22 protein-coding genes and 1 tRNA gene are annotated in these 19,335 nt (G+C 67.7%); 16 read left to right on the forward strand and 7 right to left on the reverse strand.

Features of this window, described 5'->3' with window-relative positions; genetic code table 11:
• On the forward strand, window positions 1–756 hold a 756-nt coding region (locus DT074_RS17250; RefSeq protein WP_368744741.1), incomplete at its 5' end, for a type ISP restriction/modification enzyme.
• Between the two features lie 471 nt (window positions 757–1,227).
• Here the strand turns inward: DT074_RS17250 and DT074_RS17255 are convergent.
• From DT074_RS17255 to DT074_RS17265, 3 genes are all read right to left on the reverse strand, one after another.
• Window positions 1,228–1,641: a PIN domain-containing protein gene (locus DT074_RS17255; protein WP_119421104.1), complete on the reverse strand. Its 414-nt coding sequence runs from the start codon at window positions 1,639–1,641 to the stop codon at window positions 1,228–1,230.
• A complete protein-coding gene (locus DT074_RS17260) occupies window positions 1,638–1,874 on the reverse strand; it encodes a hypothetical protein (RefSeq protein WP_119421105.1) in 237 nt (78 codons plus the stop codon). The genes DT074_RS17255 and DT074_RS17260 overlap by 4 nt, the downstream gene beginning before the upstream one ends.
• A 37-nt stretch (window positions 1,875–1,911) precedes the next feature.
• Window positions 1,912–1,988, reverse strand: a tRNA-Arg gene (locus DT074_RS17265).
• Between the two features lie 705 nt (window positions 1,989–2,693).
• On the opposite strand from DT074_RS17265, the gene DT074_RS17270 reads away from it, so the two are divergent.
• Complete coding sequence (locus DT074_RS17270) at window positions 2,694–3,863, forward strand: MFS transporter (protein ID WP_162914969.1); 1,170 nt, start codon at window positions 2,694–2,696, stop codon at window positions 3,861–3,863.
• Here DT074_RS17270 and DT074_RS17275 read toward each other — a convergent pair.
• Window positions 3,853–4,737 carry a diacylglycerol/lipid kinase family protein gene (locus DT074_RS17275; protein WP_119421107.1) on the reverse strand — a complete coding sequence of 295 codons (885 nt, stop codon included), beginning with the start codon at window positions 4,735–4,737 and terminating at the stop codon, window positions 3,853–3,855. The two genes, DT074_RS17270 and DT074_RS17275, sit on opposite strands and share 11 nt — an antisense overlap.
• Window positions 4,738–4,893: 156 nt before the next feature.
• Between DT074_RS17275 and DT074_RS17280 the strand changes: the two genes are divergently transcribed.
• The 6 genes from DT074_RS17280 to DT074_RS17305 are packed head-to-tail and all read left to right on the forward strand — an operon-like array spanning window position 4,894 to window position 10,012.
• Window positions 4,894–5,688, forward strand: a complete 795-nt coding sequence (locus DT074_RS17280; RefSeq protein WP_119421108.1) for a UDP-2,3-diacylglucosamine diphosphatase — start codon at window positions 4,894–4,896, stop codon at window positions 5,686–5,688.
• Entirely contained in the window at window positions 5,685–6,701 is a 1,017-nt protein-coding gene (locus DT074_RS17285) for a glycosyltransferase family 4 protein (RefSeq protein WP_119421109.1), read from the forward strand. Before DT074_RS17280 ends, DT074_RS17285 begins: the two co-directional genes overlap by 4 nt.
• Window positions 6,702–6,734: 33 nt before the next feature.
• On the forward strand, window positions 6,735–7,712 hold the full coding sequence (locus tag DT074_RS17290; protein ID WP_119421110.1) for an ABC transporter substrate-binding protein: 978 nt from the start codon (window positions 6,735–6,737) through the stop codon (window positions 7,710–7,712).
• Between the two features lie 13 nt (window positions 7,713–7,725).
• Window positions 7,726–8,517, forward strand: a complete 792-nt coding sequence (locus tag DT074_RS17295; RefSeq protein WP_119421111.1) for an ABC transporter ATP-binding protein — start codon at window positions 7,726–7,728, stop codon at window positions 8,515–8,517.
• Window positions 8,514–9,266 (forward strand): ABC transporter permease, encoded by a 753-nt coding sequence (locus DT074_RS17300; RefSeq protein WP_119421112.1) that lies wholly within the window; start codon window positions 8,514–8,516, stop codon window positions 9,264–9,266. Before DT074_RS17295 ends, DT074_RS17300 begins: the two co-directional genes overlap by 4 nt.
• Entirely contained in the window at window positions 9,263–10,012 is a 750-nt protein-coding gene (locus tag DT074_RS17305; RefSeq protein WP_119421113.1) for an ABC transporter permease, read from the forward strand. Before DT074_RS17300 ends, DT074_RS17305 begins: the two co-directional genes overlap by 4 nt.
• A gap of 11 nt (window positions 10,013–10,023) precedes the next feature.
• On the opposite strand, the gene DT074_RS17310 is transcribed toward DT074_RS17305, so the two are convergent.
• Window positions 10,024–11,058, reverse strand: coding sequence for a MerR family transcriptional regulator (locus tag DT074_RS17310; RefSeq protein ID WP_119421114.1), 1,035 nt, complete (start codon window positions 11,056–11,058; stop codon window positions 10,024–10,026).
• A 145-nt stretch (window positions 11,059–11,203) separates the two neighbouring features.
• Here DT074_RS17310 and dapA point away from each other — a divergent pair, with 145 nt between their 5' ends.
• From dapA to DT074_RS17325, 3 genes are read left to right on the forward strand one after another with little or no spacing between them, the layout of a single operon-like run.
• The gene (dapA, locus tag DT074_RS17315) at window positions 11,204–12,079 is read left to right on the forward strand and encodes a 4-hydroxy-tetrahydrodipicolinate synthase (protein WP_119421115.1); all 876 of its coding nucleotides are present in this window, start codon (window positions 11,204–11,206) and stop codon (window positions 12,077–12,079) included.
• Between the two features lie 7 nt (window positions 12,080–12,086).
• Complete coding sequence (smpB, locus tag DT074_RS17320) at window positions 12,087–12,551, forward strand: SsrA-binding protein SmpB (RefSeq protein ID WP_119421116.1); 465 nt, start codon at window positions 12,087–12,089, stop codon at window positions 12,549–12,551.
• A gap of 16 nt (window positions 12,552–12,567) precedes the next feature.
• On the forward strand, window positions 12,568–13,230 hold the full coding sequence (locus tag DT074_RS17325) for a sulfite oxidase-like oxidoreductase (RefSeq protein WP_119421117.1): 663 nt from the start codon (window positions 12,568–12,570) through the stop codon (window positions 13,228–13,230).
• A gap of 106 nt (window positions 13,231–13,336) precedes the next feature.
• Here DT074_RS17325 and DT074_RS17330 read toward each other — a convergent pair whose 3' ends face one another.
• Together DT074_RS17330 and DT074_RS17335 are read right to left on the reverse strand one after the other, a co-directional pair.
• Window positions 13,337–13,972, reverse strand: a complete 636-nt coding sequence (locus tag DT074_RS17330) for a uracil-DNA glycosylase (RefSeq protein ID WP_368744742.1) — start codon at window positions 13,970–13,972, stop codon at window positions 13,337–13,339.
• On the reverse strand, window positions 13,969–14,691 hold the full coding sequence (locus DT074_RS17335; RefSeq protein ID WP_119421168.1) for a LabA-like NYN domain-containing protein: 723 nt from the start codon (window positions 14,689–14,691) through the stop codon (window positions 13,969–13,971). The genes DT074_RS17330 and DT074_RS17335 overlap by 4 nt, the downstream gene beginning before the upstream one ends.
• Before the next feature lie 123 nt (window positions 14,692–14,814).
• Here DT074_RS17335 and folK point away from each other — a divergent pair, with 123 nt between their 5' ends.
• The 5 genes from folK (at window position 14,815) to acpS (ending at window position 19,261) form a co-directional block, all read left to right on the forward strand.
• The gene (gene folK, locus DT074_RS17340; protein ID WP_119421119.1) at window positions 14,815–15,315 is read left to right on the forward strand and encodes a 2-amino-4-hydroxy-6-hydroxymethyldihydropteridine diphosphokinase; all 501 of its coding nucleotides are present in this window, start codon (window positions 14,815–14,817) and stop codon (window positions 15,313–15,315) included.
• Window positions 15,316–15,447: 132 nt separating this feature from the next.
• Window positions 15,448–15,822, forward strand: coding sequence for a DNA-directed RNA polymerase subunit omega (gene rpoZ, locus DT074_RS17345; RefSeq protein WP_119421120.1), 375 nt, complete (start codon window positions 15,448–15,450; stop codon window positions 15,820–15,822).
• A gap of 117 nt (window positions 15,823–15,939) precedes the next feature.
• A complete protein-coding gene (locus DT074_RS17350; RefSeq protein ID WP_119421121.1) occupies window positions 15,940–18,093 on the forward strand; it encodes a RelA/SpoT family protein in 2,154 nt (717 codons plus the stop codon).
• Between the two features lie 2 nt (window positions 18,094–18,095).
• Window positions 18,096–18,851, forward strand: a complete 756-nt coding sequence (locus DT074_RS17355) for a pyridoxine 5'-phosphate synthase (RefSeq protein ID WP_119421122.1) — start codon at window positions 18,096–18,098, stop codon at window positions 18,849–18,851.
• Window positions 18,848–19,261 (forward strand): holo-ACP synthase, encoded by a 414-nt coding sequence (gene acpS / locus DT074_RS17360; RefSeq protein ID WP_119421123.1) that lies wholly within the window; start codon window positions 18,848–18,850, stop codon window positions 19,259–19,261. Before DT074_RS17355 ends, acpS begins: the two co-directional genes overlap by 4 nt.
• Window positions 19,262–19,335: the final 74 nt, after the last annotated feature.

The raw sequence follows: 19,335 nt of genomic DNA on the forward strand, positions 1-19,335 counted from the left end.
ATGATGCTCCACTCCGCATCGCTCAGATCAAACCGGGCCATCGCCAAGCTCCCATCCGTTTGGAAGCTTGAATCACAATCACGCCCTCAAGGGAATCCCTTTATGGGTACAGAACCTAACGACTGTGTGATTTCGAATCGCAGTCGGGAGGCAAATCAAGTCTTCCCATTGTGGGTATTCGGTGCGGACAACGCGAGGCGAGAGAATCTGTCCACCACATTTCGTGCCTATATCGATGAGCGGTACGAGAACCACTACACTGCCGAAGAAATTTTCGGGTATATCTACGCGGTCCTGCACGCCTCTACGTTCCGCGTCCGCTACGCCGAGTTTCTGCGAATCGACTTTCCTCGAGTGCCGTTTCCCGAAGAGGCAGATGAGTTTGAAGCGCTTTCGGAACTGGGTTGGGCACTGGTACAAGCCCATCTCTTGAAGGAGCTTCCGCGCCTTGGATTGGCGTCCTACTCAGGATCTGGTGATCATGTAGTTTCCTCAATTCGTTATGTGCCAAAAGATCTGTGCGTCGCCATTAATGCGTCGCAGGTATTTAAGCCGATCCCGCAGGCAGTTTGGGATTTCAAGGTCGGCAGCTATCCGGTGATTGCGCAGTACCTCAAGGCGCGCAAGGATCGCCGGCTTTCGTTGGGCGAGATCAATCGAGTCGCTGAGATTGCGGAGAGCGTCGCGTTCACGATCGAGCAAATGACAAGAATTGAGAGCGCATATCTGGCTGCCTTTCCGAAGCAGCAGATTTAGGACACGCGGGGCTCGCGTCTCCGAACCGTCACTCGCATAGTCAGCGACCGAATCGAGGAGCGGTAATTTCCAGATGGGTAATGAGGCAGGAGACCTCTTCGGATCGCGAGCGCAGTCGGATCTCTTTGGCGGAACGGCCCCGGAAACGTATCGTCCAGATCCGGACAGGGTGCGTGCTCGATTGCACAAGATTCTGGCTGAGGCGCGTGCCGCTCAAAAGCTACCGTGGAACACGGCGCGCGCATCGCTATATCGGACGATCTTTCCGCAGATGGCCCTGCTGCTCCCGAACGACGAAGCCACTCAGCTACAATTGGAGTTTGAGATGGAGCTCTCGCGCTTAGAGACCGCCTGAGTGGGCAATCCGCGTTTAGCGGGCTCAGGTCTTGCTGCTTGCACCTTGGCCTGGCGTCGGGAGCGCACGGAAGTCCAAGGGCTATGGGCCTTCGGGCAGCCGCTCGATCCTACTTATCAGAACGGATTGACGATCTGCACGCCACCGATCTCGCGACCGTGGCTCAGGTCCTCGGAGTAGAGCTCGCGACAACCGAGAGCGCGGGCGGCGGCGACGATGGCGCTGTCCCAATAGGAGATGCCGTGTCGCGCCTTGATCTCAAGCGCGGCATTGAGAATGGCGAGCGTGACTTCCTGCACCGGGAAGCGCGTCCACGTGGCGATCAGTCTGGTGGCGACATCGTGCGGGAGCGGGGCGGGCCGCGTCGGCCGTGTCGCCTGCACATAGAACTCCTGCAGCACCTGCACCGACAGAGCGCCACCGTCGCGGTCGAGCAGGTCGATGGCCCGTTCCCGCTTGGCCGCTTCGGCCGGATTGCGGCTGATCGAGTAGAGCAGGATGTTGGTGTCGAGAAAGTGCAATCCGGTCACTCGCCGCGCCGATGCACGTCCTCGCGGCTGAGCCGGTCGCCGGCGGTGAAGTCGGTGATGCGCTCGCGCAGCGCGCGCTCCTCCCGCTTGAGCCGTTCGCTCTCGGTTTCGCCGGCGGCGATCTCCGTGAGGAAATGTTTCACCAGGGCTGAAACGGACGTGTCCCGCTGCGCGGCGGCGATGCGCGCCCGGCGATAGGTCTCATCGTCCACAGAAACTGTGATATTTTTCATGCCTCACGGTAACACGGCGATGGGCAATTTTGAAGAGTGGCGTCCCCGGCGGGATTCGAACCCACGACCTTACGCTTAGGAGGCGTACGCTCTATCCGGCTGAGCTACGGGGACGCATGCGGCGGCGGACTATAGCGGCGGGCCGGCGGCCTGCCCACCGGTGGTTAGCGGGCGACTCTTCCCCTCGATTACGCTTGAACATAATTCCCCCTTGATGTAATATTCGCGTCAATCCCGTTCCGGCGGGACCCGGTCTTTGACAGGTGAATAGCGGCCCGTTGGTCCGGCTAGGTCCTAGGATTCTGCGGGCTGGCACGGAATAGGCTTGACTGGCCCGGCCGCCGGCGTTTCTCCCTTTGAGGGAACAGGAGCGCCGCGGAACAGGAGCGCCGCGGAACAGGAGCGCCGCGGAACAGGAGCGCCGCGGAACAGGAGCGCCGCGGAACAGGAGCGCCGCGGAACAGGAGCGCCGCGGAACAGGGCGGCCCACGGAACAGGGCGGCCCACGGAACAGGGCGGCCCACGGAACAGGAGCGCCGCGGAACAGGAGCGCCGCGGAACAGAAGTGCCGCGGCGTTGGGGCGAAAGCCCCCTCTGCCCTCAGGGCGGAGGGGGTTGGGGGAGGTGGGCCCTCCGCAGGATTCGCCGACAGTTCCAGGCGGAATGCGGTGTCCTGTAAGCGCATCCTCCCACCTCACCCAAACCCTCTCCCCCAACAAGTTGGCGGAGAGGGCTTAAGTGGAGCGGAACAGATGCGCCGCCACTCGCTTGGCCGCCGCCGCCCGCTACACTCCTCCCATGCGGGGGAAGCGAGTCGTGGTGGCGCTCTGCGGGGGGCAGCTGTTCGAGCTGCTGCCGCATTCGGTCTATGCCGCGCTGATCCCGCTCTTCATCGCCGAATGGGGCCTCTCCAATGCCGAGGCCGGGTGGATCGGCGGCATGGGCGCCTTCGGCTACATGCTGGCGGTGCCGTTCCTGGGCTCGGCGACCGACCGCGTGGACGCGCGTCTCGTCTATCTCGGCTCCGCCGTGTTGAGCCTCGCCGCCGGGCTCGGCTTCGCCTTCGCGGCGGAGGGGTTCTGGTCGGCGGTCGCTTGGCGCATGCTGGCCGGCATCGGCCATGCCGGCATGTACATGCCAGGGCTGCGCGCGCTGACCGACCGGGTCGACGCCGCGGAGAAATCCCGCGTCGTCGTCTCCTACACGGCGAGCTATTCGGTCGGCGTCGCCGCCTCCTTCGTCATCGCCGGCTGGATCGCGGCCCGCTGGGGCTGGCCCGCGGCCTTCATCGTCTCCGGCATCGGCCCGGCGGTGGCCGGCCTGATCGTCGCGGCTGTGCTGCGCCCGAAATGGCCGCCGCCGCCGGCCAATCCGGCCAATGTGCTGACGCAGTTCGGCCAGGTGGCGAAGAACCGCGCCGCGCTCGGCTACATCCTGGGTTACGGCTGCCATTCCTACGAGCTGATGGGCTACCGCGCCTGGTCGGTCGCCTTCATGGTCTTCGCCGCGGCCAATGCCGGGCCGGGCGCCTTCGTGCTGGAGCCGACCGTGGTCGCCTTCCTGGTCACCCTGTTCGGCCTGCCGGCCAGCATCCTCGGCAACGAGCTGGCGATCCGCCTCGGCCGGCGCCGGCTGATCGGCAGCGTGATGGCGCTCTCCAGCATAGTGGCGCTCTCGGTCGGCGCCGCGGCGGGCGGGCCCTATCTGCTGATCCTGGCGCTGATGATCCTGCACGCGGTGATGATGGCGGCCGATTCCGGCTCGCTCACCGCCGGCACGGTGGCGGCGGCGAAGCCGGAGCAGCAGGGCGCCACCATGGCGCTGCATTCGATGACCGGCTTCGGCTGCTCCTTCCTCGGGCCCCTGATGGTCGGCCTCTCCCTCGACGCCGCCGGCGGCCGCGCCGATCCCGCGGCCTGGTTTTTCGCCTTCGCCGCGATGGGGCTGGGCGGCGTGCTCGGCCTCCTCGTGCTCCGCATCACGCGTTGAGCGCCGGCACCAGCAGGCGGATCGGCAGCGGATCGACGGTGATGTCGAGCGGCAGTTCGGCGACCCAGTCGCCATCCGCCTGCACCGGCGCGCCGGCCGGGGCGGCGAGACGGATGGTCGAGGCGGCGAGGATGCAGATGCCGCGGGCGCGCGGCAGGCGGTCGAACAGCAGCGCCGCGCCATAGCGCAGCACGGCGAGCCGGCCCGCCGCCTCGAACAGCACGACCTGGAAGCCGGCCGTCGCGAGGTCGCCATCCGGTGCGCAGATATAGGGCCCGGCATAGCACCGTCCGTTCAGGATCAGGATCGAGGCGGCGGTCGCGGGCGCGCCGTCGATCTCGAGGCCGAGCGGCGGAAACGGATAGGCCGCCATCTGGCGCAGGCTCTCGATCGCGTAGGCGAGCTTGCCCAGCGCGCGCTTGAGCTTGGGGTCGAGCGCCTTGACCACGGCGGCGTCGAAGCCGGCGCCGGCCATCAGCACGAAGCGCCGCCCGTCGATCCGGCCGCAATGCAGGGATATCTCGCGGCCGCGGGCGATGGTGGCTGCGATCGGCGTCGAGCGCGCCTTCACCCCGATCTCGTGCGCCAGCACATTGGCGGTGCCGAGCGGCAGCAGCGCGAGCGGCGGCGAGTTCGCGTGCAGCCCGTTCGCCACTTCGTGGATGGTGCCGTCGCCGCCGGCGGCGACCAGGGCGTCGAAATCCTGGGCCTGGGTCTCGGCCGCGATGCGCTCGGCATCGCCGCGCCGCGCGGTGGCGCGGAGCGTGAGGTCGCAGCCCATCAGGGTGAGCTTGGCGAGCGTCCGCTGCATGCGGAAGCGCTTCGCCCCGCCGCCGGCGACGGGGTTGAAGACGATCAGGATTCGCCGGCGCATGCGCCCTGATGCGGGCGGCGTGTGACGGCGCGATGACAGCCGAGTGTCACGCAGCCGTAACGCCGTTGCCGCGCGCCTGTCGCCGATCCCCGCCTACACGACGCCCGGGCGGTGGATAACTCCCGCCGCCCGAGTCGGGTGGTGGGCTTGAGCGGCATGAATATCCATAGCGGCCCGGTCCGGTACCGGACCATCTGGATCTCGGACATCCATCTCGGCACGCGCGGCTGCAAGGCGGAGTTCCTGCTCTCCTTCCTGCGCGCCACCGAGAGCGACCATCTGTTCCTGGTCGGCGACATCGTCGACGGCTGGCGGCTCCGGCGCTCCTGGTACTGGCCGCAGGCGCATAACGACGTGGTGCAGAAGCTCTTACGCAAGGCGCGCAAGGGCACCCGCGTGATCTACGTGCCGGGCAATCACGACGAAGCCTTGCGGGATTACGTCGACAACCATTTCGGCGGTGTCGAGGTGGTGACCAACTGGGTGCACCCGCTCGCCGATGGCCGCCGCTTCCTGGTGTTGCACGGCGACGAGTTCGACGGCGTGGTGCGCTATGCCCGCTGGCTCGCCTTCCTCGGCGACCACGCCTACACCTTCGCGCTCAGCCTCAATCACTGGTTCAACGTGGCCCGCCGCCGGCTCGGCTATCCCTACTGGTCGCTCTCCGCCTATCTGAAGGAGAAGGTGAAGAACGCGGTCGAGTACATCTCCAGCTTCGAGAACGCGGTGGCGGACGAGGCGCGGCGGCGCGGCGTCGACGGCGTGGTCTGCGGCCATATCCACAAGGCGGAGATCCGCGATATCGGCGGCATCGCCTATTGCAACGACGGCGACTGGGTGGAGAGCTGCACCGCCCTGGTCGAGACCTTGGAGGGCAGGCTCGAGATCGTGCACTGGGCCCGGGAGCACGACCGTCATCTCGGCCAAAAGGTGCTGGAGCCCGCCTGGTGAAGGTCGCCGTCGTCACCGATGCCTGGCTGCCGCAGCAGAACGGCGTGGTGCGCACCTTGGGTCGCACGCGCGACGAGCTCGCCAGGCTCGGCCACCGGGTCGAGTTCGTGACGCCGCCGGATTTCGTCTCGCTGCCCTGTCCGACCTATCCGGAGATCCGCCTCTCCCTGGTCACGCCGCGCCAGGTCGGCCGGCGCATCGCGGCGCTGTCGCCGGATTCGCTGCACATCTCGACCGAAGGCCCGCTCGGCTATGCCGCGCGGGCCTGGGCCGGGCGCGAGGGCGTGCCGTTCACCACGGCCTATCACACGCGGTTTCCCGAATACGTGCATGCCCGCTTCCGCTGGCCGCTCAGCTGGTCCTATGCCCAGCTCCGCCGCTTCCATGCCCGCGCCGAGCGCACCATGGTGGCGACCCGCACGCTCTACGAGGACCTCACCGCGCGCGGCTTCGGCCATCTCGCCTATTGGAGCCGCGGCGTCGATATCGACCAGTTCCGCCCCGGCCCGAAACAGGCGATCGAGGCGCCGCGCCCGGTCTTCCTCTATGTCGGCCGGGTCGCCATCGAGAAGAACGTCGAGGCCTTCCTGCGGCTCGACCTGCCGGGCAGCAAGGTCGTGGTGGGCGACGGCCCGGCGCGGGCCGATCTGGAGCGCCGGTTCCCCGCCGCGCGCTTCCTCGGCAGCCGGCCGGACAGCGAGCTGCCGGCGCTCTACGCCGCGGCCGATGTCTTCGTTTTCCCGAGCCTGACCGACACCTTCGGCCTGGTCATGCTGGAGGCGCTCGCCTCCGGCATCCCGGTCGCCGCCTTCCCGGTGATGGGCCCGCGCGACGTGCTGGACGATCCGAAGGCCGGCGTGCTCGACACCGATCTCCGCGCCGCCTGCCTGAAGGCGCTGGAGCTCGATCCCGCGGCGGCGCGGGCGCATGCGCTGCGCTATACCTGGGCCGCGGCGGCGAAGCAGTTCCTCGGCAATCTCGCGCCCTTGCGCAAGCACGGTGCGCCCGCCTAACGTCTCCCCAACAAGCCAGGGGAGGGTGCTGCGATGCAGCCGATCAGGTCCGTTCTGTCGACATTGAAAGCGGCCGTCTTGGGCGCGAGCCTGGTGGCGAGCGCGCCGGCCGTTGCCGAGGAGATCTCGGTCACCCATTGGGGCGCGCTGATGTACGGCATCCCCTACGCGGTGGCGATGGACAAGGGCTTCTTCAAGGAGGCGGGCGTCGACATCACCGGCATCCTCACCTCCAAGGGCGGCGGCACGACGATGCGCAACGTGCTGGCGAGCGGCCTGCCCTATGGCGAGGTCGCCATCGCTGCGGTGGTGGCGGCGCAGAAGGAGGGGATCGACGTCAAGATCGTGAACCTCGGCGTGCGGACGATCGCGGACGCGATCTGGGTCACCATGCCCGACAGCAAGCTCAGGACCCCGCAGGACCTGATCGGCAAGAAGATCGCCTATACCAGCCCGAAATCGGTCACCGAGATGCTGACCATCCTGATGCTGAACGGGCAGAAGATCGATCTCGCCAAGGTGACGCGCGTCTCGCTCGGCGGCATCGGCGCCGGGCTGAAGGCGCTGGAGCAGGGCGCGGTCGATGCGGCGCCGATCGTCGAGCCGATCTACAGCCGGACCAAGGACAAGTACCGGGCCTATATCCCCGCCAAGGACGTGCTGCCGCCGATCGCCCAGACTGTCGGCGTGACGACCTCGGAATTCGCCAAGTCGAACGGCCCCAAGCTCAAGGCGATCGTCGCCGGCCGGCGCAAGGGCGTGGAGTTCGTCAAGGCCAACCCGAAGGAAGCCGCCACCATCGCCGCCAAGTACTACAACCTCTCGCCGGAGCTGCTGGAGACGGCGATCAAGAACATGGTCGCGGTCGACTACTGGTCGCTCGGCAAGTTCGAGATCGACGGCATGTCCAACATGGCGGAGGGCCTGCGCGTGATCGGCGAACTCGACGGCCCGGTCAACTGGGACAAGCTGATCGACCGCTCGTTCCTGCCGCAGGATCTGGCCGGCTAGGCAGCGGGCCGCCATGTCGGCGCATGCCGCGCTGGCGGGGGTAAGCCGGGTCTATCCGGGCGGCGATGGCCGGGCGCCGCTGCACGCGCTCGGCCCCATCGACTTGGCGCTCCGGCCGGGCGAGTTCTTTGCCGTGGTCGGGCCGTCCGGCTGCGGCAAGTCGACCCTGCTCGAAGTGCTGGCCGGCCTCGCGCCGGCTTCCGAAGGGACGGTCACTTTCGAGGGCAGCCCGGTCGCCGGCGCCGTGCCGGAAGGCGTCGGCGTCGTGTTCCAGGAGGATGCCAGCTTCCCCTGGGCCAATGTCTACGACAACGTCGCCTTCGGCCTGCAGGGCAGCGGGCTCGACCGGTCTGAGATCGATGCCCGCGTCAGGTCGGCGCTCGCCTTCATGGGGCTCCGGGACTTCGCCTCGGCCTATCCGGCGCAGCTCTCCGGCGGCATGCGGCAGCGCGTCTGCATCGCCCGCACGCTGGTGCTGAAGCCGCGCCTGATTCTGCTCGACGAGCCGTTCGGCGCGCTCGACGCGCAGACGCGGCTGCTGATGGGCGACGAGGTGCTGCGGCTCTGGCGCGAGACCGGCGCCACCGTCCTGCTCATCACCCATGCACTGGACGAGGCGGCCATGCTGGCCGACCGGGTGGGGGTGATGTCGGCCCGGCCCGGCCGCTTCATCGACGTGGTGGAGACCGGATGGCCGCGCGAACGGGATTCGCGCCTCGCCGAGCGGCCGGATTTCGGCGCGCTGGTGGCCCGGCTCTGGTCCTCGCTCCGCGTCGAATCCATCAAGGCGCTGGGCCATACATGACGCGGGTCGGCTGGCTCAGGCTCGGCATCATCGGCGGCGCCATCGGCCTGCTCGAGATCCTGTGCCGCGCCGGCGCGATCAAGAAGGTCACCATGGTGCCGCCGAGCGACATGGTGCTGGCGCTCGGCCAGCTGCTCGCCAAGGGTGAGCTGCTCGACGATATCGGCCGCACCTTGTCGTCGGTCGCCATCGCCGGCGCCATCGCGGTGGCCGGCGGCATCCTGCTCGGCATCGGCCTGCACGCGCTGCCGCGGTTCCGCCGCGCGGTGGAGCCGATGCTGGCCAGCTGGTACGCGGTGCCGTTCTTCATCTTCTACCCGCTGCTGGTCGGCATTTTCGGCCTGTCGGATGCGCCGATCATCGTCGTCGCCGTGCTGTTCGCCATCGTCGCGATGATCGTCAACACCCTGAACGGGCTCGACCGGGTGACGCCGGTGCTGCGCAAGGTGGCGCGGGTGCATCGGCTCAACGCGCCGGATACCGTGCGGCGCATCCTGCTGCCGGCGATCGCGCCGCACCTGCTCACCGGCTTCAAGCTCGCCACCGCCTATTCCTTCATCGGCGTGATCGCATCTGAGTTCATCCTCTCGACCTCCGGCCTCGGCTTCGCCATCGCGCATGCCTACAACAATTTCGAGACGCGGAAGATGTACGCGCTGATGCTGCTGATCATCGTGCTGGTCACCGCGATCAACACGGCGCTGTTCATGTGGGAGCAGCGGCTGCTCCGCCGCCGTTTCAACCGATGAACCCGGCCATCGCCCGCCACCTCGATTTCCTGCTGGTCGGAATCGGCCTGCTGGCGATCTGGCAGGGCCTGTTCCTGTGGATCGGCGAGACCGGGATCTCCTCGCCGCTGCAGACCATCCGCCATCTCGGTGCGCTGGCCGAACGGCAGATGTTCTGGACCCATGCCTGGGCGACGCTCGATGCCTTCCTGCGCTCGCTCCTGATCGCCGCGGTCGGCGGCATCGTGATCGGCCTCTGGCTCGGCATCGGCAAGGTGGCGGGGCAGGTGGCGGAGCCGATCCTGGTCGCCCTCTATTCGCTGCCCAAGGTCACGCTCTATCCGGTGATCCTGCTAATCTTCGGCCTCGGCCTCTCGGCCAAGGTGGCGTTCGGCGCCATCCACGGCATCATCCCGGTCATCCTGTTCACCATGAGCGCGGTCCGCACCATCCGCCCGGTGCTGATCAAGACGGCCAAGGTGATGCGGCTCAGCCCGGCGAAGACCGCGTGGCGGGTGCTGATGCCGGCGGCGCTGCCGGAGATCGTCACCGGGCTCCGCATCGGCTTCTCGCTCACCTTGCTCGGCGTGCTGATCGGCGAGATGTTCGCCTCGCAAGCCGGCTTGGGCTTCATGGTGATCAACGCCATCGGCCTCAACGACACCGAGACCATGATGGCGGTGACCGTGCTGATGATCGTGCTGGCCGGCATCGCCAACGTTCTGCTGCTTGCCCTCGACCACCGTCTGCACCGGCGGGCGGGCTGATTGCCTTCGGCCTATGCCACTTGCGGCCGCATCGCCACGAGGCCCGCCGTCCGCGCCCGCACCTCGGGCGAGGCGAGGCAGGTGGCGACGGCCTCATAGCCGGGCGCTCCCGCATTTGGCGCGACGCGGGTCGGCGGGCTGTGGTTGGCCGGGCAGAGGATGATTGCCTCGTCGTGCCCGACAGCGGCCAGATCGAGAATGGCGCTGGAGCGCGTGAGCAGGAACAGCGACGGCGCCTCCGGCCCGCGCTGGCGCAGATGGGCGATCAGCGCCTCCTGCGTGGCCTGGTCGAGCCCTTGCTCGACCATATCGACGACCAGGGTCGCCGGGGCTTCGGACGCCAAAGCGACAACCAGGGCGACGAGAGCGGGTGAGGTCTCGGCGCCATCGTCGATCAGCCAGGTAAGGGTCTGATCCACGCGTGACCTCAAGGCAGGGTCCGCCGCCATCCGCGCCTGCGCTTTCGCACCGCCGTCGGCCGACCGATCCAGGCCGATGAACTCGGCGCCCGGCAGGTTCTCGGCGATGGCCCGCGCCAGGCGCGTCTTGCCGCTGCCCAGCGGGCCGACGATGTAGTTCACGGGCCGAATCTCGTTGAGCTCGAACCTTTCGCCGCCCCACGGCCAGGGCAGGTCGAAGGCCGTCCCGGCGTCACTCTGGGGTCGCGCCAGCTGCGCGATCTCGTCGACGGTCGGCACGCTCCCCCGCGCGATCTTGGTCCGCAGCGCGCCCACCATCAGGACGGTGTCGGCCAGCTGGCGGATGCGACCTTCGAGCGCCGCCTGATGCGCCGCCAGGGCCGGCTCCAGACCTTGCGGATCGCCCCGCAGCACGCGTTCCACCTGAGCCAGGCTGAAGCCCAGCGCGCGCAGCGCCGCGATCTCGGCGGCGCGGGCCATCTCCGCAGGGCCGTACGCTCGCCAGCCCGCCGCCGTGCGGATCGGCTTTATCAGGCCGCGCCGCTCGTAGAGGCGCAGTGCCTTGGCGGAGACGCCAAGCCGCGCGGCGGCCTCGGATGGGCTCAGGAATTGTGCGGACGTGCTCACGAATCACCTCGTCGGTCATCGGACGCCAGCTTTGTCGGGGTGGCCCCAAGGGCCGAGTCAACCTGTAAAACTATCGACAATGCTTGTTTGCCCACCCCGTGGGCACTAAGTTCCGGCATTCCGTCGGCCGGCGAGGGAGGATGGCATGTTCAAAGGGTCCATTACTGCGCTCGTGACGCCGTTCAAGAACGGCAAGGTCGATGACAAGGCCTTCCAGGCCCTGGTGGACTGGCAGATCAAGGAAGGCACGCATGGGCTGGTCCCCTGCGGCACGACCGGCGAATCGCCGACCCTGACCCATGAGGAGCACGACCGCGTGGTGGCGCTCTGCATCGAGGCGGCGGCGGGGCGGGTGCCGGTGATCGCCGGCACGGGCTCGAACTCGACCGACGAGGCGATCCGGCTGACCAGGCACGCCAAGAAGGCGGGCGCCACCGGCGCGCTGATCGTCTCGCCCTATTACAACAAGCCGACCCAGGCGGGGCTCTACGCGCATTTCGAGGCGATCGCCAAGGCGGTCGACATCCCGATCGTGGTCTACAACATCCCGCCGCGCTGCATCGTCGACATCCAGGTCGAGACCATGGCGAAGCTCGCCAAGCTGCCGAACATCGTCGGCGTCAAGGACGCCACCGGCGACATCGCCCGCATCACCAAGCAGCGCCGCGAATGCGGCAAGGACTTCATCCAGCTCTCCGGCGACGACGCGCTGGCGCTCGGCCAGATGTCGCATGGCGCGGTCGGCTGCATCTCGGTGACGGCCAACGTGGCGCCGCGCCTGCTCTCGGATTTCCAGAATGCCTGGGCGGCCGGCAACCGTGACAAGGCGCTCGAGCTGAACGACCGCCTGGCGCCGCTGCACGAGAGCCTGTTCGTCGAGACCAGCCCGGCCCCCATCAAGTTCGCCATGAGCCTGATCGGCAAGTGCGAGGAGACGGTGCGCCTGCCGCTCGCCCCGATCGGCGAGCAGACCCGCGAGCGCGTGAAGAGCGCCATGCGCGGCGTCGGCCTGATCAACTGAGAGGGCGATGGCGGAGCCCGAGCGACGCATAGCGGCCGACAACCGGCGCGCCCGCCACGACTACTTTCTCGACGAGAAGTACGAAGCCGGTATCCAGCTGCAGGGTACCGAGGTCAAGTCGCTGCGCTCCGGCCGCGCCAACCTCGCGGATGCGCATGCCGGCGAGCGCGAAGGCGAGATCTGGCTCTACAACGCCTATATCCCGGAATATGCCGGCGGCAACCGCTTCAACCACGAGCCGCGCCGGCCGCGCAAGCTGTTGCTGCACAAGCGCGAGATCTCCAAGCTGATCGGCAGCATCAAGCGCGGCGGCTACACGCTGATCCCGCTCTCGATCTATTTCAACCAGCGCGGCATGGCCAAGGTCGAGGTGGCGCTGGCGCGCGGCAAGAAGATGCACGACAAGCGCGCTTCCGAGAAGGAGCGCGACTGGAAGCGCGAGCAGGGCCGGGTGATGCGCGATCGGGGTTGAGCGAGGAGTTTTGCCGATGGCGGACGATGACGGCGTGACGATGTTCGGCCGGATCAAGGACAAGCTGATCGCTTCCAAGCAGCAATGGGCGAAGCAGGGGCGCTTGCTCACCGGCCGTCCGAACAGCGAGCGCCTGCCGCCGGGGCAGCGGCTGGTTCGCGACTGGCCGGTGCTCGATCTCGGCGTGCAGCCGCATGTGCCGCTCGATCTCTGGAAGCTGACCGTCGACGGCGCCGTCGAGAGCCCGGCGGTGTGGGACTGGAACGCCTTCGCGGAGCTGCCGCAGGTCGAGATGGTGAGCGACATTCACTGCGTCACCCAATGGTCGCGCTACGACAACCGCTGGGCCGGCGTCGCCGCGACGCAGATTCTCGAGCTGGTGCAGCCGAAGCCGGAGGCGACGCATATCGTGTTCCACGCGCATGACGGCTACACCACCAACGTCACGCTCGAGATGTTCGCGGCTGCCGACGTGATCGTGGCCCACTCCTGGGAAGGCGAGCCGCTCAGCCGCGAGCATGGCGGCCCGGTGCGCATCGTCATGCCGCAATTCTATTTCTGGAAATCGGCGAAATGGGTGCGGCGGATCGAGTTCCGCGCCGCCGACAAGCCGGGCTTCTGGGAAGTCCGCGGCTACCACAACGAAGGCGATCCCTGGCAGGAACAGCGCTACAGCTGATCGTCTCTGACGTCGTGGCCGGGCTTGACCCGGCCACCCACGCCGATGGGCAGTGCTGCGGCGAGCCGTGGATGCCCGGGACAAGCGCGGGCACGACGAACTGAAGCTACGATCGGAGCCTTGCTCTGATCCGCGCGAACACGGCGCGGAACATCTCCGGCGTCAGCACGCCCGTGTTGGTGTTGTAGCGCGAGCAGTGATAGCTGTCGAAGAGCATGCGGCCGTCGCCGAGATCGTGCTCGGCGCCGTGCCCGAAGGCGAAGCGCGAGAGCTTCAGACCGAGCGCGCGCAGGCTCGCGTCATGCGCGATGCGGCCGAGTGCCAGGATGGCGGCGAGCTTCGGCAGGCCGGCGAGCTCCGCGGCGAGGAAGCGGTTGCAGGTCCTGATCTCCGCCGGCGTCGGCTTGTTCTCCGGCGGCACGCAGCGCACGGCGTTGACGATGCGGCAGCCGACCAGCTGCAAACCGTCATCCGGCCGCTGCGTGTAGGTGCCGCGGGCGAAGCCGAACGCGCCGAGCGTCGCATAGAGCAGGTCGCCGGCGTAGTCGCCGGTGAACGGCCGCCCGGTGCGGTTGGCGCCCTTCAGCCCCGGCGCCAGCCCGACGATCAGAAGCCGCGCATCCTCGCTGCCGAAGGACGGCACCGGCGCATTGTGGAAATCGGGGAAGGCGGCGCGGTTGCGGTGGCGGAACTCGACCAGGCGGGGGCAGTCGGGGCAGTCGTGCCCGGGTGCGTCGATCACGCTCCGCCGCGGCGGAAATTCGGTGGTACGGCCGGGCGCTGCGATCCGTCCCCGCCGGCGGGGGGCTGGCTCGGCCGCGGCGCCGAGGTGTAGCGCGACGGCAGCACCGGCGTCGTATCGACCTCGTCGTCGCCGCTTTGCGGCGCCTCGGCCTGGCGCGCCATGCGCTGCTGCATCGCGGCTTCGCGCAAGGCCGGGTCCCGCATGATCTTCGGCGCCAGCTCCTGCAGCTCGATGAACTGGTCGGCCTGGCGGCGCAGCTCGTCCGCCACCATGGGCGGCTGGCTGCGGATGGTCGACACCACGCTGGCGCGCACGCCCTTGCGCTGCACCGCCTCGACCAGGCGGCGGAAATCCCCGTCGCCGGAGAACAGCACGACATGATCGAGATGCGGCGTCATCTCCAGCATGTCGATCGCCAGCTCGATATCCATATTGCCTTTGATCCGGCGGCGGCCGCTCTCGTCATAATATTCCTTGGTCCGCTTCGTGACCAGGGTGTAACCATTGTAGTCTAGCCAATCCACCAGGGGACGGAGCGGGGAATATTCCTGATCCTCGATGATGGCGGTGTAATAGAAAGCCCGAATCAAGCGCCCTCTATTGGCAAATTCCTGCAGGAGTTTCTTGTAGTCGATGTCGAAGCCCAGACCCCGGGCCGCCGAGTACAAATTGGCCCCGTCGATGAAGAGACCTATGCGCTCTTGCGAATAGAACATGCCCGCCCCTTTGATCGCCGCCATCAGCCGCCCCAGCTACGGGCCGCGAATCGTAAATGTTAAGCTCTGTGTGTTCTTCGATACCATATTGCATTGCCCGCACAAGAGGCCACCGTCACGGAAATGACGATTCTCGTTGCCTTGGGTAGTAACCTGCCAGCCGCCGCGCACGCTTCGCCGCTGGACACCCTCCGCGCGGCCATCGCCCGGCTACCGGCTCATGGCGTAGCGGTCGAGCGCCAGTCGCGATTCTACACCTCTCCCGCCTGGCCGCCATCGGATCAGCCAGACTATGTGAACGCCGTCGTCGCGGTGACGACCGATCTGCCGCCCGCGGCGCTGTTGGCCGCGCTGCTTCGCATCGAACGGGAATTCGGCCGCCAACGATCGGTGCCGAACGCCGCCCGCACCCTGGACCTCGATCTTATCGCCTATGACCACCTCGTGGTGAATACGCCCGACAGGTCGTTGCAGTTGCCGCATCCGCGCGCCGCCGCGCGCCCCTTCGTCCTGCTGCCGCTGCGGGACGTGGCGCCGGACTGGCGGCATCCGGTCACCGGCCGCACCGTGGCGGAACTGCTGGCCGGACTTGACCTTGCGGGCACACATTCGCTCGAAGTCTGACTGGCGCCCCTTGAGCTATTGGCCGAGCGTGCAAATATTGTTGGCATGGCTTGGGTTTACGTTGCGTTCGTCGGCGCCCCGCACTATGAACAGGATCAATCTCGCCTCTCCTAGCAAGGACTTCGCCGCCCCATGGCTCGCGTCACCGTCGAGGATTGCATTCTCCAGGTTCCGAACCGCTTCGAGCTCGTCCTGCTCGCGGCTCAGCGCGGCCGCGCCATCTCGGCCGGTGCCTCGCTCACGGTCGAGCGCGACAACGACAAGAACCCGGTCGTGGCACTGCGCGAGATCGCCGATTGCACGGTGGATCTCGACAGCCTCCGCCTCGGCGTCGTCAGCGGCCTGCAGAAGCGGGTCGAGGTCGACGAGCCCGAGGAAGACGATATGGCGCAGCGCCTCACCGTGGCCGAGGAATGGATCGGCACTGCGGCCGAGGGCAGCAACAAGGACCGCGTCGAGGCCGAGGACGCCGATTACGACGACAGCGAAGGCGCCGACGCCGTCTGATCGCGCGGCCGCGTACCGGGGTGCGCGTTGCCAGGAAAATTGTGAGACATCGCGGCGCCTGGGCCTTGTTGCGGACCGGGCGCGATCGCATGCTTTGCGGCTGAGGGGGCAGGCCGCATGATCCGCCAGGTCGAGCTCGTCGAACGCGTCCTGGCCTACGATCCCGATGCCGACGAGGATCTGCTCAACCGCGCCTATGTCTTCTCGATGAAGGCGCATGGCGCGCAGAAGCGTGCCTCCGGCGATCCCTATTTCTCCCATCCGCTGGAAGTCGCCGCCATCCTGACCGGCTTCAAGCTCGACACCGCGACGATCGCGACCGCGCTGCTGCACGACACGATCGAGGACACGGTCGCCACCTACGAGCAGATCGAGCGCGCCTTCGGCCCCGACATCGCCAAGCTGGTCGACGGCGTGACCAAGCTGTCGCGCCTGGAAGTGCAGTCGGAGCGCAACAAGCAGGCGGAGAACTTCCGCAAGCTCTTGCTGGCGATGTCGAACGACATCCGCGTGCTGCTGGTCAAGCTGGCCGACCGGCTGCACAATATGCGCACGCTCCACCACATCAAGGAGGTGGAGAAGCGCCGCCGCATCGCGCTCGAGACGATGGAGATCTACGCCCCGCTCGCCGAGCGGATCGGCATGCAGGAGATCAAGGACGAGCTGGAAGACCTGTCCTTCGGCGTGCTGCACCCGGAGGCGCGGGATTCCATCATGGGGCGCCTGGAATACCTGCGCGGCACCGACAGCCGCTTCGTCGAGCGCATCGTCGACCACCTGAAGCGCACCCTCGCCAATGCCGGCATCGAGGCCTGGGTCTCCGGCCGGGAGAAGCGCCCGGTCTCGATCTGGCGCAAGATGCAGACCAAGAACGTCGCCTTCGAGCAGCTGTCCGACATCGTCGCCTTCCGCATCGTGGTGAAGGACGTGGAGACCTGCTACCGCACGCTGGGCGTGGTGCATGCGAGCTATCCGACCGTGCCGGGCCGCTTCAAGGACTATATCTCGACGCCGAAGCCGAACGGCTACCGCTCGATCCACACCGCGGTGCTGGGCCCCGAGGGGCATCGCATCGAGGTGCAGATCCGCACCACCGAGATGCACGAGGTGGCCGAGGTCGGCGTTGCCGCGCATTGGAGCTACAAGCAGGGCGAGATCGGCGCCGAGGGCCAGCAATACCGATGGCTGCGCGAGCTGCTGGAGATCCTGGAGCAGGCCGAGGACCCGGAGGAGTTCCTCGAGCACACCAAGCTCACCATGTTCCAGGACCAGGTGTTCTGCTTCACGCCAAAGGGCGACCTGTTCTCGCTGCCGCGCGGCGCGACGCCGGTCGACTTCGCCTACGCGGTGCATTCCGATGTCGGCGATACCTGCGTCGGCGCCAAGGTGAACGGCCGGCTGGTGCCACTCCGCAGCGAGCTGAAGAACGGCGACCAGGTCGAGATCCTTCGCTCCAAGACGCAGACGCCGTCGCCGACCTGGGAAGGCTTCGTCGTCACCGGCAAGGCGCGCTCGCGCATCCGCCGCTTCATCCGCAACCAGCAGCGCGGCGAATATGCCGCGCTCGGCCGCCAGATCGCCCAGAAGGCGTTCAAGGAGGCGGGCGAGAGCTTCACCGAGAAGGCGATCGAGGCGGCGCTGAAGGCGCTGAAAATGAAGGCGGTGGAAGACGTCTATGTCGCGCTCGGCGACGGCAACCTGACCGACCGGGCGATGCTCGCCGCGATCTTCCCCGGCCGCAACATCGAGCAGCAGCCGGGCGCCGAGAAGGTGGTGCCGCTCGCCCGCGCCCGGGCGCGGCAGGCCAAGGGCAGCGGCTCGCCGGTCTCGATCCGCGGCCTGATCCCCGGCATGGCGGTGCATTTCGCCGGCTGCTGCCATCCGCTGCCGGGCGACCGCATCGTCGGCATCGTGGCGACCGGGCGGGGCGTCACCATCCACACCATCGACTGCGACACCCTGGAGCAGTTCGCCGACAACCCGGACCGCTGGCTCGACGTCTCCTGGGACCGCGAGAGCGACGGCACCGACCGCTTCACCGGCCGCATCAACACCGTGGTCAACAACGAGCCGGGCGCGCTGTCGGCGCTCACCACGGTGATCGCGCGCTATGGTGCCAATATCAACAATCTCCGAATCACCAACCGGTCCGGCGATTTCTTCGAGATGGCGCTCGACCTGGAGGTCAAGGACGTGAAACACCTGACCAACATCATCGCCGCGCTGCGGGCGAGCCCGGTAATCTCCTCGGTCGAACGGGCGCGGGGCTGACAATGCGCGCGAACCGCTTGCGCCTCGGCGTCAACATCGATCACGTCGCCACCATCCGCAACGCCCGCGGCGGCCATCTGCCTGACCCGGTGCGGGCGGCCAAGCTCGCCGCGGCGAGCGGCGCCGACGGCATCACCGCGCACTTACGCGAGGATCGCCGCCACATCTCCGACCGCGATATCGAGCGGCTGTCGCAGGAGATCGAGCTGCCGCTCAATCTCGAAATGGCGGCGACGGAGGAGATGCTGGCCATCGCGCTGCGCCACAAGCCGCATGCCTGCTGCCTGGTGCCGGAGAAGCGCGAGGAGCGCACCACCGAGGGCGGGCTCGACGTGGCGGCGCACCATGCCCATCTCGCGCCGTTCATCGCCAAGCTGAACGACGCCGGCATCCGTGTCTCCCTGTTCATCGAGCCGTCCAAGGTGCAGCTCGCCGTCGCCAAGGCGCTGGGCGCCCCGGTGGTCGAGCTGCATACCGGCGCCTATTGCGAGGCGGAGGGGGCGGAGCGCCTCCGCCAGCTCGCGCGCATCCAGGCGGCGGCGCGGGAGGCGGCCAAGCTCGGCCTGGAATGCCATGCCGGCCACGGTCTCGCCTATGACAGCGTCGGCGACATCGCCGCGATCCCGGAGCTGGTCGAGCTCAATATCGGCCACTTCCTGATCGGCGAGGCGATCTTCATCGGCCTGGAACAGGCGATCCGCCGCATGCGCGACCTGATGGACCAGGCCCGGGCCTCGGCGACCGTGACGGCGACATGATCCTCGGCATCGGCAACGACATCATCGACATCCGCCGCATCGAGCGCACCATCGAGCGGTTCGGCGACCGCTTCCTCGACCGCGTTTTCACCGCCGTCGAGCGGCAGAAATCCGACCGCAGGGCCAACCGCGCCGCCTCCTATGCCAAGCGCTTCGCCGCCAAGGAGGCCTGTTCCAAGGCGCTCGGCACCGGGTTCCGCCGCGGCGTGTTCTGGCGCGATCTCGGGGTCGTGAACCTGCCCGGCGGCAAGCCCACCATGCAGCTGACCGGCGGCGCGCTGCGCCGGCTGCAGCAGATTACCCCGCCCGGCATGGCGGCGCAGATCGACGTCTCGATCACCGATGACGACCCGCAGGCCCAGGCCATCGTCATCATTTCGGCGGTGCCGCTGCCGCCGCCGGCCGTATAGGGAGGGCGCGGCTTGACAGCGATGGACATGGTTGGCTTCATGCCCGCCACCCCCAGGCCGGCCCGGCCGGCAAT

It is taken from the genome of Desertibaculum subflavum, assembly GCA_003576705.1.
Classification (GTDB): domain Bacteria; phylum Pseudomonadota; class Alphaproteobacteria; order Ferrovibrionales; family Ferrovibrionaceae; genus Desertibaculum; species Desertibaculum subflavum.